This window comes from Streptomyces sp. NPDC002076 (genome assembly GCF_053593835.1).
This window is the reverse complement of record NZ_JBSFDI010000002.1, coordinates 572,495-585,590: the sequence shown is the minus strand read 5'-3', so window position 1 is coordinate 585,590 and position 13,096 is coordinate 572,495. Positions and strand designations below refer to the sequence as shown.

At 69.6% G+C, this 13,096-nt stretch carries 12 protein-coding genes, 3 pseudogenes and 1 riboswitch; of the genes and pseudogenes, 5 read left to right on the top strand and 10 right to left on the bottom strand.

The window, feature by feature from the left end; genetic code table 11:
• Nucleotides 1–77: 77 nt before the first annotated feature.
• Nucleotides 78–158 (bottom strand): putative leader peptide, encoded by an 81-nt coding sequence (locus ACWCQS_RS07055; protein ID WP_351225063.1) that lies wholly within the window; start codon nucleotides 156–158, stop codon nucleotides 78–80.
• 137 nt (nucleotides 159–295) lie between these two features.
• Between ACWCQS_RS07055 and ACWCQS_RS07050 the strand changes: the two genes are divergently transcribed.
• Complete coding sequence (locus tag ACWCQS_RS07050; RefSeq protein WP_451003472.1) at nucleotides 296–1,222, top strand: LysR family transcriptional regulator; 927 nt, start codon at nucleotides 296–298, stop codon at nucleotides 1,220–1,222.
• Between the two features lie 4 nt (nucleotides 1,223–1,226).
• Complete coding sequence (locus ACWCQS_RS07045) at nucleotides 1,227–1,730, top strand: AAA family ATPase (RefSeq protein WP_451003471.1); 504 nt, start codon at nucleotides 1,227–1,229, stop codon at nucleotides 1,728–1,730.
• 272 nt (nucleotides 1,731–2,002) lie between these two features.
• Here ACWCQS_RS07045 and ACWCQS_RS07040 read toward each other — a convergent pair whose 3' ends face one another.
• The 9 genes and pseudogenes from ACWCQS_RS07040 to ACWCQS_RS07000 form a co-directional block, all read right to left on the bottom strand.
• Nucleotides 2,003–3,151 carry an LLM class flavin-dependent oxidoreductase gene (locus tag ACWCQS_RS07040; RefSeq protein WP_451003470.1) on the bottom strand — a complete coding sequence of 383 codons (1,149 nt, stop codon included), beginning with the start codon at nucleotides 3,149–3,151 and terminating at the stop codon, nucleotides 2,003–2,005.
• Complete coding sequence (locus ACWCQS_RS07035; protein ID WP_451003469.1) at nucleotides 3,144–4,232, bottom strand: LLM class flavin-dependent oxidoreductase; 1,089 nt, start codon at nucleotides 4,230–4,232, stop codon at nucleotides 3,144–3,146. Before ACWCQS_RS07035 ends, ACWCQS_RS07040 begins: the two co-directional genes overlap by 8 nt.
• Nucleotides 4,229–4,483, bottom strand: a pseudogene (locus ACWCQS_RS07030) (F420-dependent methylene-tetrahydromethanopterin reductase); the annotation flags it as partial. The pseudogene ACWCQS_RS07030 and the gene ACWCQS_RS07035, both read right to left, overlap by 4 nt.
• Nucleotides 4,484–4,498: 15 nt before the next feature.
• A pseudogene (locus ACWCQS_RS07025) lies at nucleotides 4,499–4,927 on the bottom strand (ATP-binding cassette domain-containing protein); the annotation flags it as partial.
• Nucleotides 4,920–6,248 (bottom strand): LLM class flavin-dependent oxidoreductase, encoded by a 1,329-nt coding sequence (locus ACWCQS_RS07020; protein WP_451003468.1) that lies wholly within the window; start codon nucleotides 6,246–6,248, stop codon nucleotides 4,920–4,922. The gene ACWCQS_RS07020 and the pseudogene ACWCQS_RS07025, both read right to left, overlap by 8 nt.
• Nucleotides 6,245–7,303, bottom strand: coding sequence for an aliphatic sulfonate ABC transporter substrate-binding protein (locus ACWCQS_RS07015; protein ID WP_451003467.1), 1,059 nt, complete (start codon nucleotides 7,301–7,303; stop codon nucleotides 6,245–6,247). The genes ACWCQS_RS07020 and ACWCQS_RS07015 overlap by 4 nt, the downstream gene beginning before the upstream one ends.
• A gap of 46 nt (nucleotides 7,304–7,349) precedes the next feature.
• A complete protein-coding gene (locus ACWCQS_RS07010; RefSeq protein ID WP_451003466.1) occupies nucleotides 7,350–8,081 on the bottom strand; it encodes an ABC transporter ATP-binding protein in 732 nt (243 codons plus the stop codon).
• Nucleotides 8,078–8,971, bottom strand: coding sequence for an ABC transporter permease (locus ACWCQS_RS07005; protein ID WP_451003465.1), 894 nt, complete (start codon nucleotides 8,969–8,971; stop codon nucleotides 8,078–8,080). The genes ACWCQS_RS07010 and ACWCQS_RS07005 overlap by 4 nt, the downstream gene beginning before the upstream one ends.
• The gene (locus ACWCQS_RS07000) at nucleotides 8,968–9,864 is read right to left on the bottom strand and encodes a TauD/TfdA dioxygenase family protein (protein WP_366488661.1); all 897 of its coding nucleotides are present in this window, start codon (nucleotides 9,862–9,864) and stop codon (nucleotides 8,968–8,970) included. Before ACWCQS_RS07000 ends, ACWCQS_RS07005 begins: the two co-directional genes overlap by 4 nt.
• 826 nt (nucleotides 9,865–10,690) lie before the next feature.
• Between ACWCQS_RS07000 and ACWCQS_RS06995 the strand changes: the two are divergent.
• The 3 genes and pseudogenes from ACWCQS_RS06995 to ACWCQS_RS06985 form a co-directional block, all read left to right on the top strand.
• Nucleotides 10,691–10,861: pseudogene (locus ACWCQS_RS06995) on the top strand (F420-dependent methylene-tetrahydromethanopterin reductase); the annotation flags it as partial.
• 104 nt (nucleotides 10,862–10,965) lie between these two features.
• On the top strand, nucleotides 10,966–11,889 hold the full coding sequence (locus ACWCQS_RS06990; RefSeq protein WP_451003464.1) for an LLM class F420-dependent oxidoreductase: 924 nt from the start codon (nucleotides 10,966–10,968) through the stop codon (nucleotides 11,887–11,889).
• Between the two features lie 61 nt (nucleotides 11,890–11,950).
• The gene (locus ACWCQS_RS06985) at nucleotides 11,951–12,775 is read left to right on the top strand and encodes a DUF1684 domain-containing protein (RefSeq protein ID WP_451003463.1); all 825 of its coding nucleotides are present in this window, start codon (nucleotides 11,951–11,953) and stop codon (nucleotides 12,773–12,775) included.
• A gap of 88 nt (nucleotides 12,776–12,863) precedes the next feature.
• Nucleotides 12,864–12,977, top strand: a riboswitch (SAM riboswitch).
• Nucleotides 12,978–13,096: the final 119 nt, after the last annotated feature.

Genomic DNA, 13,096 nt, shown 5'->3' with positions numbered 1-13,096 from the left:
ACGGAAATGAGCCGGGACCGGAATTCACGGAAGGAAGTCAGACAGGGAGCGGGTGGGAGGGTTTCCCTCGGGCGCGCTCAGACTCGACAGCGACAGAAGGCGCTGGAAACACGCGCAAGGTCGACATGGCGTCGCCGCGTGAGGTCCTGTCGCTTCATGCCATCGATCGAACCAGGAGGGAGTCCGGCCGGTCAAGAATGCCCGGATGTGATTCCACATGGTGAGAGTCGGTATTCACGAGGTTGTGACAGGGATTCCCTTGAACCCGGTCCCGGGAGGGCGCAGTCTCCTGTTCGTGCGTATCGAACAGCTCGAATACATCGCTGCCGTCACACGCCTCGGTTCGCTGCGGCGCGCCGCCGAGGAACTGCACCTGTCCCAGCCGGCGCTCAGCGAGACCGTACGCAATCTGGAGCGCGAGCTCGGCGTGGACCTGCTGGAGCGCAAGCGGTCCGGGGCGAAGATCAGCGACGAGGGACGCGAGCTGCTGCCGCACATCATGAGCGTGCTGGACGCGGTCGACCGGCTGCGCGGCGCGGCCGGCGACCAGCACCGCATCAGCCGCATGGTCCGACTCGGCACGGTGAACACGGCTACCGTGCCGCTGGTCATCCCGACCGTGCGCGAGTTCCGGGCCTCGCACCCGGTCACCCAGGTGGAGTTGGTCGGCGCGCAGCAGGCCGACATCCACCGCGGGCTGTTGGAGGGCGCCTTCGACCTGGGACTGGTGAACTACCTCCGGGGCGACGACATGCCACCCGGCTTCGAGACGAGGGAGTTGCTCTGCGGCCGGCCGGTGGTGTGCGTGCGTCCGGACAGTCCGCTGGCGGCCCTGGATGCGGTGGACGCGGACAGTCTCCTGGCCGAGCCGCTGGTCGTGATGCGGTCCGGCTATGTGATGCACCGTTTCGTGCACCGGCTGCTCCGCGGCCGGACTCCGTCCTTCTCGTACTCCACCGACGGCGCGGAGATGGGCAAACTGATGGTGGCCGAGGGGCTGGGGGCCACGGTGCTGCCGGACTTCAGCGTCGTCGGCGACCCGCTGGAGCGGCGGGGCGCGATCACTGTGCGGCCGCTTGCGGGGGATGCGACCGACGTACTGCTGGTACTGCAGCGCCGCCATTCCGGCTCCGTTCCGCGGGCGGTCCGCGACCTGTACGAGCTCTTCGTGCGCAACGCCCAGGCGTACGGCGCTTCTTCGCAAGGGCTGACGGAGGGTTGATCCTGTGCTCATCGTCATGGGCGGCCTGCCCGGCACCGGCAAGACCACGCTCGCCCGTCTCCTGGCGGCCCGGATCGGTGCGGTCCATCTGCGGGTCGACACCATCGAGCAGGCGATCGTCCGTTCCGGGGTGGCCCGGCGCCCGGTTGGTCCCGTGGGCTACGCCGTCGGATATGCCCTGGCCGAGGAACGTCTGCGGCAGGGGCTGACCGTGATCGCGGAATCGGTCAATCCGCTGAGTGTGACGCGTGACGCCTGGCGGGACACGGCCGTCAGGGCGGGCGTGCGTGTCGTCGAGGTGGAAGTGGTGTGCTCGGATCCGACGGAGCACCGGCGCCGCGTGACCTCGCGGTCGGCCGACATTCCAGATCTGCCGCTGCCGGACTGGCAGCAGGTCGTCGACCGGGAGTACGAGCCGTGGGACCGCGAGCGCGTCGTCGTCGACACCGCGGGACAGAGCCCGCAACAGTCACTGGCTCTGCTCCTCCGGGGCCTGGCATCGGGCTGACCGGTACCGGGCGGCTGTGCACGCACCGGCTCGGCCAAGTCGTCGCGTACATCCGGCGGTTCAAGCACCTCGATGCCGGGACCTGAAGTCCAAGAGGCGGCGTCGGGCCGCGAGCGGAGAGCCGCGGCGAAGGACGCACACGAGGTCGTCTCAGCATGGTTGTCTTCACGTGGTCGCCTTCACGCAAAAAGGTCTTCCGCTGGCGGCACGGTGACGAGGCGGGCCGCGCCGAAGCGGTCGCGTGCAGCCAGTCGGTGGGGTGCTCCCGAACGTCAGCTCGACTGGAAGGAGTGACCCCGTCGGCGCCATTCCTCCGCAAGCAGTTCGTATGAACGGACCCGGTCCGTATGGTCGTGGGTGATGGTCGTGATGAGCAACTCGTCGGCGCCCGTGGCCTCCTGGAGCCGTTCCAACTGGTCAGCCACCCGGCCCGGTGAGCCGACGAACTGGGTGTCGAGGCGGTCCTGCACGAGGGCCCGGTCCTCGTCGGTCCATGGGTGGGCGCGCGCTTCCTCCGGCGTCGGGTACTCGATGGCGCCCTCGGCGGTGCGGATGCTGCGGACCCACGGGCCATAGCCGGTGGCGAGTGCGCGGGCGGTGGCGTCGTCCTCGGCGACGACGACGTCCGCCGAGACACTGACGTACGGCTTGTCGAGGAACTCGGAAGGCTGGAAGAAGGACCGGTAACCTTCCACCGCCTCCAGGACCGTGGCCGGGCTGACGTGGTAGTTCGCCGCGAACCGCAGACCGCCCCGGCCCGCGACAGCGGCGCTCTGACCACCGCTGCTGCCCAGGATCCACACCTCCACGTCGGCGCCCTCCCCCGGCACGACGTGCGCCTCGACGCCCTCCGGGGAGCGGTAGGTGCCGGCGAGCAGGGCGAGGATGTCGTCGATCTGCTCGGCGTAGTCCTGTGACTCGGCGCCCGGCAGGAGAAGCAGCCTGCGCTGAAGCGCTATGCGGGGTGACCCGAGCAGATGCTCGAAGGAGAAGCGGGGCGGGATCAACAGGCCGTTCGGGGTGCGGCCGTCGACGACCGGGGTCGCCGTCGGCAACGGTGCGGCCGGCTGTCCCGGCGGGCGGCCGCCCGAGCGGCCCAGGCCCAGATCGAAGCGGCCCGGGTGCAGCGCGTCGAGCAGGCCGAACTCCTCCACCGTGGACAGCGCCGTGCGGTGCCCGAGCTGCACGGCCCCGGAACCGAGCCGGATACTGGAGGTGGCGGATGCGGTCAGGGCCAGGACGACTGCGGGGGACGTGCCGGCCACGCCCGGATTGAGGTGGTGCTCGGCGAACCAGTAGCGGGCATATCCGAAGCGCTCGGTCTGCTGTGCGAGGTCGATGGAGTTGCGCAGGGCATCGGCTGCCGTCGAGCCGGAGGGGATCGGGACCAGGTCGAGAACGCCGGGGGCAATATCAGACATGGACGGACTCCTGGGTGAGCGGTGGCGGAAGCACGGGTCCCCATACGAACGGTGGGTCCGGGATCTCGCGGCGCAGCACGGGGGCGACCTTGGACTGGAACAGCTCGAGGGAGGCACGGTGCTGGGACTCCGTCAGCCCGCTCGCGTCGGCGTGCAGGTGGAGCACGGTGTGCCCGAACTGTTCGTGGTAGCGGTGCACCTTGTCGATGACCTGTTGCGGGCTGCCGATCAGAGCGGAGCTGCGTTCGACGAAGTCCGTCAGGTTCTCGAAGACGACCGGCAGGCCGGCCTTCTTGAAGAACGCGAGGTTGGACTCGAAGACCGGCCGGTACCCAGTCAGCGCCTCCTGCGAGGTGCGGGCGACGTAGATGCCCGCCGTGCCCGCGCCGACGGCGATCTGCGCCGGGTCGTGGCCGTAGTGCTCCCACCGCTCGCGGTAGTGGCGGATCAACTCGGCATACGGCTCGATGGGGTTGGTGACGTTCGCCGAGAACAGCGGGTCGCCGTAGCGGGCCGCCAGATCGACGGACTCCTTGCTGGTCGCGCAGCCGTGCCAGACTCGGACCGGCCGCTGATACGGCCGCGGCCACACCTCGGCGTCCGTCAGCGGGGGACGGAAGCGGGTGTCGGCGGTGACCTTGTCCTGGCGCCAGATCTTCCGGAAGACCTCGTAGCTCTCGGCGTTGCGGTCCCACTGGTCCTCGGGCGTGACATGGAACAGGTCGCGCTGGGCGGCGCCGTTGCCCTTGCCAATGATCAGGTCGAGGCGCCCGTTGGACAGGTGGTCGAGGGTGGCGTAGTCCTCGTATGCCCGGACCGGGTCCAGCAGGCTGAGCGTCGTGACGGCGGTGAACAGGCGGATGCGCTCCGTCAGGGCGGCCACATGGCTGAGTACGACGGTCGGTGAGGAAGAGATGAACGGCCGCTCGTGGCGCTCCCCCACGCCGAAGCCGTCGAAGCCCAGCTCCTCGGCGAGCAGCGCGTCGTCGAGGACCTCGCGGAAGCGGTCGTGGGTCGGCTTCTGTACCCCGGTGATGGGATCCGGGCGGTGCACGATGAGTGTGATGGCGAGGAATTTCACGACGCCACCCGCTCCTCGCCCCGCATGTCGTCAGGGTGGGCGAGGCCGAGGTGGTGGCGGAGGGTAGGGCCCTCGTAGTCGGTGCGGAAGACGCCCTGTTCCTGTAGGAGCGGTACGACCTTGTCGGCGAAGTCGTCCAGGCCGGTGGGGGTGATGTGCGGGACGAGGATGAAGCCGTCCCTCGCGTCCGCCTGGACGCACCCGTTGATGGTCCGGGCGACGGTCGCCGGGGAGCCGATGAAGTTCTGCCGGTAGGCGCGTACGTCGGCCTTGTCGTCGAGGCGGAACAGGGGGAGCAGTTCATCCGCGCGCCGGGCGGCCGCCTTCCGGCCGATGCCGTGGTATCCGGCGTCGTAGATCAGGATCTGCCGGATGGACAGGAACCGGTCGACGTTGATCTCCTGCGCGGCCAGGGCGAGGAGCCGACGGGCCTGACGGCTGCGGTGGTCGTGGCCGAAGACGGAGAGGGTGCCGGCGGTGGGTCGGACGATGTTGCACACCGAGCCGATCAGCGTGGTCTTCCCGGCGCCGTTCGGGCCCAGCAGGCCGAAGAAGGCGCCGTCCGGTATCTCCAGGTCGAGCCCGGCCACCGCGGTGAAGCCGTCTTCGTAGGTCTTGCGAAGGCCCTCGACCCGCAGCGCGGGCGGACGCCCGCCGCTCCGGGAAGCGGCGGGCGTCGCGAGCGCGTCAGCCATGGAACTGGTTCGCCGGGACCGGCAGCCCGTAGTGCTCACGCAGGGTCGTACCCTCGTACTCCTCGCGGAACAGCCCCTTGCCGCGCAGGATCGGCAACACATGCTCGACGAAGGCCGCCAGACCCGACGGCAGGGCGGGCGCCATGATGTTGAACCCATCCGCGGCACCGCCCTCGAACCAGGCGATGATCGTGTCCGCGACCTGCTCGGGCGTGCCGATGAACTCGAAGTGACCGCGCCCGCCGCCCAGCCGGGAGATGATCTGCCGGACCGTCAGCTGTTCGTGCACCGCAAGATCGATGATCAGGTCGGAGCGGCTCTGCGAGCCTTCCAGCTTCGGCCTGGCGAGGATGAAGTCCGGCAGCGGCTCGTCGAGTTCGAAGACCGACGGCTCGGTCTCGAACACGGCGGCCAGCTGACGCAGCCCGTACTCCGGAACGCGCAGCTCGTCGAACTGCCGCGCAAGCGCCCGGGCCTCCTCCTCGGTCGACCCGATGTACGGGACGATGCCGGGCAGGACGGTCACACCGTCCGGGTCGCGGCCAGCGGCCCTGGTCCGCGCCTTGATGTCGGCGTAGAAGGCAGCCGCGCGCTCGTACGTCGTGTGCGCGGTGAAGATCGCCTCTGCGTGGCGGGCCGCGAAGTCCTTGCCGTCCTCCGAGGAGCCGGCCTGGACGAGCAGCGGGTAGCCCTGCGGGGGACGCTCGACATTGAGGGGGCCGGCCACCTTGAAGTACCGGCCCCGGTGGTCGAGGCGGTGCAGACGCGCGGGGTCGGCGTAGCGTCCGGTGGCCCTGTCCGCCAGGACGGCATCGGCCTCCCAGCTGTCCCACAGCGCCTTGGCGACCTTCAGGAACTCGTCGGCGCGGGCGTATCGTTCGGCGTGGCCGGGCCGGTCGTCGAGGCCGAAGTTGGCGGCCTCGTCGGCTCCGGCGGAGGTGACGATGTTCCAGCCGGCGCGGCCGCCGCTGACGTGGTCGACGGACGCGAGCCGACGGGCGAGGTTGTAGGGCTCGTTGTAGGTCGACGACACGGTCGCGATGAGGCCGATCCTGCTGGTCGCCTGGGACAGCGCAGTCAGCAGGGTCAGCGGTTCGAGCTGGCCCGGCGGCCGGAACTCGCCGGTGCCGATGAGTGCCGGGCCGTCCGCCAGGAACAGGGAGTCGAACTTGGCGCTCTCGGCCAGCTGCGCCAGCTCGATCCAGTGCCGCAGGTCGAAGTCCGCCCGGGGGTTGCTGTGCGGGAGCCGCCACGCTGCCTCGTGGTGACCCGCCTCCATGAGGAAGGCGTTGAGATGGAGCCGACGCCGTCTCGCGCTCATGAGGTGACCTTCAGCTTGGAGCTGTCGTAGCCGGCCAGCAGGAGGTTGTCGGTGATCGACTTGACGTCGACCTTCCTGGTGATCTGACCCGCCTCCAGGAAGGCGTCGGCGAGCTTCTGCTCCAGCTCGATGTCCGACTGCTCCACCGGGGTCACCCGGTTCGAGTAGGCGGCCAGGGACGCCTTGGCGTCGGCCAGCGGGATGCCCTGCTCCTTCGAGAGCGCCTGCGCGTACTGGTCGGGGTTCTTGACGGCCCAGGCGAACTCTCGCGAGAGCCTCTTCAGGACGTCCGTGAGAGCAGCACGCTTGGTCTTGTCGTTCAGCGACGTGTCGCTGGCGACGTAGTAGCTGCTCGTCTGGTCGATCGGCGGGAGCCCCTTCACCAGGATCCGCGCGCCGTTCTTGACCGCGATCGCGGACTGGGGGTTCCAGATCGACCAGGCGTCCACCTTGCCGGTGTTGAACGCCGTAGCGCCGGCCGCCGGGTCGAGGAAGGTCAGCTTCACGTCCTTTGGGGTGAGGCCGACGCTCTTCAGCGCGTTCAGGGCCAGGCCGTGGGCCGAACTGCCCTGCGGAACGGCGATCTTCTTGCCCTTGAGGTCGGCGGCCGTCTTCAGCTTCGAGCCCTTCGGCACGATGATGTTCTCCACCGCCTGGTCGGGCGTGAGGGAGCGGTTGACGGCGACGACCTTGAAGCCGTACTCCTTCGCGGCCCCGGTGATCGGTGGTACGTCGCCGACGCTGCCGAGGTCGATGTCGCCCGAGGCCTCGGCCTGCACGAGCGGGGGGCCATAGGTGAAGCGGGCGAACTTCACCTTGTAGGGCGCGCTGTCGAACACGCCGGTGATCTTCGCCAGCTCCTGGCTGCCGTCACCGCCGTTGTCGCCGATGGTGAAGGTGTACTTGCTCCACTCGGGGTGCTTGGCGTCGCTCGCTGCGGCGGCGTTGCTCAGCGGCGCGGCGGTGTCCGAAGACGACGATCCGCAGGCGACGAGGGTGCTCGCCAGAGCGAGCGAGCCGACGGCGCCAATGATTCTGATGGTTCTCTTACGCATGGGATGTTGTGTGCTTTCTGTGCTGGGTGAGGGTGTTTCGGGGAGGTCAGTGCTGGCCGGCGAGGCCGAGGTCTTCCAGGAGCCGGGCGCGGAGTTCCTCGCGTGCGACGCTCGCCTCGCGGTCCGCGGCGGAGAGGTGCACCTCGTGCGAAGTGCCGATGCGGCCGTTGCTCATGACGACGATGCGGTCCGCCAGGGCGATCGCCTCGTCGACGTCGTGGGTGACAAGCAGCATCGCGGCGTGGTGCTTGGTACGCAGCGCCCGTACGAGGTCGTGCATGCGCAACCGGGTGATGGCGTCGAGGGCCGCGAACGGCTCGTCGAGCAGCACGAGTTCGGGCTCCGAGACCAGGGCCCGCGCGAGCGAGACCCGCTGGGCCTCGCCACCGGAGAGCTCCTTGGGCCATGCCTTCTCACGGCCCGAGAGCCCGACCTCGGCAAGCACACCGAGGGCCCGCTGTTCCGCGTCGGGCCCGTGCAGGCCGAGGGTGACGTTGCGCAACACCCGCTGCCATGGCAGCAGCCGGTCGGCCTGGAAGACGATCGCTCGCTTCGCCGGGACCTCCACGCGTCCTCCGTCGGGCCGGTCGAGTCCGGCGAGCAGCCGCAGAAGGGTGCTCTTGCCGCAGCCCGAGGGGCCGAGCAGGATCACCAACTCCTCGTCGGCGATGGTGAGGTCGAGGTGGTCGAGCACCACCCGGTCACCGAACCGACGGACCACCTGCTCGACGACGACGCCGGTCTGCCGTCGAGGCTCCGTCGCGATCGTGCTGCTCATGACGCCTCATAACTGGGTCGCCACCGCAGCAGCACCCGCTCGAGAACCCGGACGAACTGGTCGGCGAGCAGACCGAGGAGCGAGTAGATCACCAGCCCCACGAAGACCTGGTTGGTCTGCAGATAGGTCTGCCCCTGAGTGATGAGGAAGCCGAGTCCCTTGTCGGCGTTGACCGTTTCGGCTGCGACCAGGCCCAGGACGCTGTACGCGAGGGAGAACCGCAGACCGACCAGGAACCCCGGCAGGGCTCCGGGCACAAGCACCCGCGTCACCAGGCGCCAGGTGCCCGCACCCGTCGTGCGCGCCATCTCGATCAGCCGCTGGTCGACGCCCCGGATCGCGGCGAACAGGTTGAGATACATCGGGACGCCGGCGCCGAAGGAGATCAACAGCACCTTCGTGAGTTCGTCGATGCCGAACCACACGATCATCAGCGGCAGTACGGCGAGGAGGGGGATCGTGTTGAGCACCTGCACGAGGCCGTTGAACAGGTACTCGCCGCTGCGCAGCACTCCGCCGAGCACGCCGGTGACGATCCCCACCGTCAGACCGATCGCCAGACCGATGCCGGCCCGCTGCAGCGAAATGGCCAAGTCGGGCCCGAGGACGCCCTGTTGCCACAGATCGGCGGCTGACTTCACGATCGAGGTCGGCGCCGGGGCGTAGGTCTTCGACACCACTTGGGCCCGGGCGAGCGCCTCCCAGGCGATGAGGATCGCGACCGGAGTCGTGTAGACGCCCAGCGGCCAGCGCAGGCGCTCGCGGAGTCTGCTGAGTGATGTGCTTCGGCGGGCGTCGCGCGGCAGGAACACCTCGCGTTCCCGCGCGCTCGCCGTCTCGGCGTCCGGGCGCTCGGTGACGGCCGCCGCTTTGAGGCTGAGCTCGGTCATGCCGCCACCGCCAACACACTGCTGTAGTGCGACGAATCGCCGACGAGCTGCTCGCTGCGGCGGCCGTCGACACCGGTCGGCACCTCGCCCGCGACCGTCACCCGGTTGAGGCGGCGCGGGTGGTCGTCGTAGTTGTCCACCCCGTAGTGCTGGGTGATCCGGTTGTCGAAGATCAGCAGCTGGTTCGGGGACCAGGTCCAGCGCAGGATGTTCTCCGGGCGGGTCACGTACGACTGCAGGATGCGCAGCAGGTCCACCGAGTCGCTGCCCGACAGGCCGACGATCCGCTTGGCGAACCCGCCGATGAACAAACCGCGTTCGCCCGTCAGCGGATGCACCCGCACGACCGGGTGCTCGGCCTCGTAGGGCGTCGAGACGAAGACGCGGTCGTACTCCTGCCGTTCGGCGGTCGCGGCCGCGGGGCGCGCGTAGTCGTACTGGTTCGTGTGCACGACGCGCAGCGTGTCGGCAAGGGAGCGCAGCGGTTCGGGCAGGTCGCGATAGGCCGCAGCGGCGTTGGCGATGAGCGTCTCGCCTCCGTACGGCGTGGTCACGATCGACCGGAGCGTGGTGAGCTGCGGCGGGTTGACAACAAAGGTGACGTCCGTGTGCCATTCGTTGGCCTTGGACGTCTCACTGTCGACGGCGAGCACGTTCGTCGTGCCGTCTGCCGCCGGCACGTTCGGATGAGCGGTCGTCAGCTCGCCGAACCACCCGGCCACACGCTCCTGGTCGGCGTTGTCGAGCCGCACGTCGTCGAACACGATCGCCTTGTGCTCGTTGAGGGCGTCCCGGAGCGTGGTGATCGTCGAGAAGTCCGGCGGCGCCGCGAGGTCGACGCCCTCGACGACTGCGCCGATACGGCCGGTGAGCTTACGGATGGACGGAGGCATGAGGGGGTCCCTCCCGGACGGATGGGCACACCAAGGCGTGCCGGGCAGTTGGATGAAGGCGCTGGTAGCGCGCAGGGCTGATCGACCCGGCACGCGGAACGCCGAATCGGCCGGACCGGAGAAAAAGCGTGGTCGCAGGACTGCTACAGCCGCGTTCTCAGCGACCCGGTCGGCGTGCGCGAACAGGCTTACGGCTGATACGAGGCGGAGAGCTCACAGGAGGCGGATGCGACGATCCGGTGGGGAAGCATCGCAGTGCGGGCGGTTTCACACCGCCCCGGCCCGGCGCGCGCCGGCTACGCACACCGGCCGATGCCGGCGACCACTTGCCGGGTCAGTGACAACAAAACGCGCTGGAGACGTGCGCCAGATCGATGTGGCGCCGCCGGGTCAGGTCCACGCGCGGGTTCATGGGACGGGAGTCCAGCAGACGGCCACCACGTTGGTCAATGCTTTTCCGGACAGGTCTTGCATCGCGGACACGCAGCACCTCCGCGCCGGTCGACGGCCGCCGCTCGGTACGGCTTGCCCACCGTCGCCGTCGACGGCGACGGTGGGCAGGATCCGCGCAGTCGAGGCGCAAGAAGGCACGCAGGCGTCCCAGCGGTGAGACGCCCCTCCGCCATGTGCGACCTTGCCATTCGCAGGTGCGGACGACGTACGTTGAAAAGGAGATTCCTGACAGCCGGAGGCTTTGATGTACGTACTGGACGCGGCACCGCGCGGTGCGTGCACCGGTGCACGGCTCATCACCCGGCGGCATGTCGACTACTGCCGTACCTCCTCCGCCGTCTGTCCTTCCGTACACGCCTGACCCTGCCGACCGCCGTACCTCATCCCCGATGGCCTCGACGACATCGTCGACCTGCTCGTCCCGGAACTGCAGGAACGCGGGATCTACCGCACCGAGTACACCGGCACCACCCTGCGCGAGAACCTCGGCCTGCGCGAACCCCTCACGCACCGGTCCGCGCGGGACCGACGGCAGGCGGGCTGAGCACCGGGACGGCCCTTCCACTCAGGACTGAGTACACATGACTGACAAGAAGCTGTCACACACGGACCGGAATGCGGGTCCGGCCGACGCCCGTTCTGACTGACATGACTGTTGGAGTAGCGCTCAACGCGTCCGACGCGCCGAACCAGGTCGACGCCACCGTGCAACTGGCCCAGGAGGCCGCGGGCGCCGGTCTGCGGTCGGCCTGGTTCGGGCAGACCTTCGGCGCGGACTCACCCCAGCTCGCGGCGATCGTCGGACGCGAGGTACCTGGACTGCAGGTCGGCACCTCCGCGATCCCCGTCTTCGGCCGCCAACCGCTGCTGGTCTCCAGCCAGGCCCAGACCGCCCAGGCCGCGACCCACGGCCGCTACCACCTCGGCCTGGCCCTGGGCACGAAACTGCTGACGGAGACCGGCTTCGGCCTGCCCTTCGAACGCCCGATCGCCCGACTGCGTGAATTCCTCACCGCACTACGGCAGTTGACCGAGACCGGCACGGCCGACTTCCACGGCGAGCTGCTCACTGCGACCACCCCGGTCCCGGCGCGGGTACCGGGTGCCGAGGGCGGTGTCCCCCTGCTGGTCGCCGCGATGGGGCCGCAGGCGCTGCGGGTCAGCGGTGAGCTGGCGGACGGGATCCTGCCCTACTTGGCGGGACCGCGCGCCCTGGCGGACCACATCGTGCCCGCCCTGACCGCAGCCGCCGAGGCCGCCGGTCGTCCCGCGCCCAGGATCGTGGCCCTGGTGCCCGGCGTGGTCACCGACGACGTGGAGGCGGTGCGGGCCAAGGCCACCGAGAACCTCGCGTTCTACGAACAGATCCCGTCCTACGCCCGGGTCATCGAACTCTCCGGCGGCCGGCGGGCCGCCGACCTGGCCGTGATCGGCGACGAGAAGACCGTCGAGGCCGAGGTACGCCGTTACCGCGACGCCGGCGCCACCGAGGTCGTCTTCTCGGGCACCGAGATCGCGGGAGAAGCCGACCGCCGACGCACCTGGCGACTCCTCGGCGAACTGGCCCGCTGAGCACGCCGGTCGAACCGACGGCCAGACCGCCCCCCTGCACCCCCGTCACGAAGGAAAACCCATGACCACCGATGCCACCACGACCGACTTCCATACCTTCACCGAGAACTGGCTGGAGTGGTACCGCGCCCAGGAGGCCCGGCTCGCCGACCCGCACGGGTTCCTGGCGATCACCGGCCTGCACTGGCTCGACGACCGCCCTCAGCGCTTCCCGGACGCGCCCGGTGCGTGGCGCACCGGCCCCGACGGGGTCGTCGTGGACCTCGACGACGGCGAGGAACTGGTCGTCGACGGAACGCCGGTGCACGGGGAACACCACTTCGGCGTGCTTCCCGAACGCAGCGGCGTCGACGCGGTCTGGGGAGACGCCGTCATCGAGGTCGCCAAGCGCGGCGGCAACGACATCGTGCGCCCCCGGCACCCGGACGCGCCGCTGCGCACGGCCTTCACCGGAACGCCCGCCTACGCCCCCGACCCGCGCTGGGCTGTGACGGGCCGCTACATCCCCTTCGACACGCCACGACCGACCACCGTGGGCGCCGCAGTCGAGGGCCTTGAGCATGTGTACGACGCTCCGGGCAGGGTCGAGTTCGAGCTGGACGGGCAGCAGCTGTCGCTGACCGCGTTCCCCGGCCCTGGTGCGGGCCGGCTGATGGTGCTCTTCACCGACGCGACCTCCGGGGTCACCACCTACGCCGCCAACCGGGCCCTCGCCCTGGAGCCGCCCGCCGCCGACGGTACGGTCGTCCTGGACTTCAACCGCGCCACAAACCTGCCGTGCGCCTACACGGACCTGGCCACCTGCCCGCTGCCCCCGGTCGAGAACCGGCTGCCGGTGGCGATCGAGGCCGGCCAGAAGATCCCCCGCGAGCGCGGCGGTTCCTGAGCCGGACCCGGTGCCGGTCCGACTGCCCCTGCAGGGCGTCGATTTCCGGCGTTGCCGTACGACAAGAGCCCTCCGTACGATCACGAACGGCATTGAGTGTCAGCGTCAAGCCCTGGCTCGCTGACCGGCAACCCTCCCGCGCGGTGGGGTGCTCCAGGTGAAAGCCCGGCGGGATCACCGACGATCTCCGCAAGCGCGTGGCCTCGTGACCGGGGCGGGAAATGTGGAGGACCGGTATGCGGCACGGTGGTGGCCTCAGCGCCCGCTTCGCCGGCGCCACCGTGTTCTCCCGGCTCTCGCGTCGGCGCCACATCGGCTTCA

What these genes read in the sequence shown, in the direction of transcription:
- ACWCQS_RS07005 (WP_451003465.1), bottom strand. Translation starts at nt 8,971, where the DNA reads ATGACCGAGCTCAGCCTCAAAGCGGCGGCCGTCACCGAGCGCCCGGAC.
- ACWCQS_RS07000 (WP_366488661.1), bottom strand. Translation starts at nt 9,864, where the DNA reads ATGCCTCCGTCCATCCGTAAGCTCACCGGCCGTATCGGCGCAGTCGTC.
- ACWCQS_RS07040 (WP_451003470.1), bottom strand. Translation starts at nt 3,151, where the DNA reads ATGTCTGATATTGCCCCCGGCGTTCTCGACCTGGTCCCGATCCCCTCC.
- ACWCQS_RS06990 (WP_451003464.1), top strand. Translation starts at nt 10,966, where the DNA reads ATGACTGTTGGAGTAGCGCTCAACGCGTCCGACGCGCCGAACCAGGTC.
- ACWCQS_RS07010 (WP_451003466.1), bottom strand. Translation starts at nt 8,081, where the DNA reads ATGAGCAGCACGATCGCGACGGAGCCTCGACGGCAGACCGGCGTCGTC.
- ACWCQS_RS06985 (WP_451003463.1), top strand. Translation starts at nt 11,951, where the DNA reads ATGACCACCGATGCCACCACGACCGACTTCCATACCTTCACCGAGAAC.
- ACWCQS_RS07055 (WP_351225063.1), bottom strand. Translation starts at nt 158, where the DNA reads ATGAAGCGACAGGACCTCACGCGGCGACGCCATGTCGACCTTGCGCGT.
- ACWCQS_RS07015 (WP_451003467.1), bottom strand. Translation starts at nt 7,303, where the DNA reads ATGCGTAAGAGAACCATCAGAATCATTGGCGCCGTCGGCTCGCTCGCT.
- ACWCQS_RS07020 (WP_451003468.1), bottom strand. Translation starts at nt 6,248, where the DNA reads ATGAGCGCGAGACGGCGTCGGCTCCATCTCAACGCCTTCCTCATGGAG.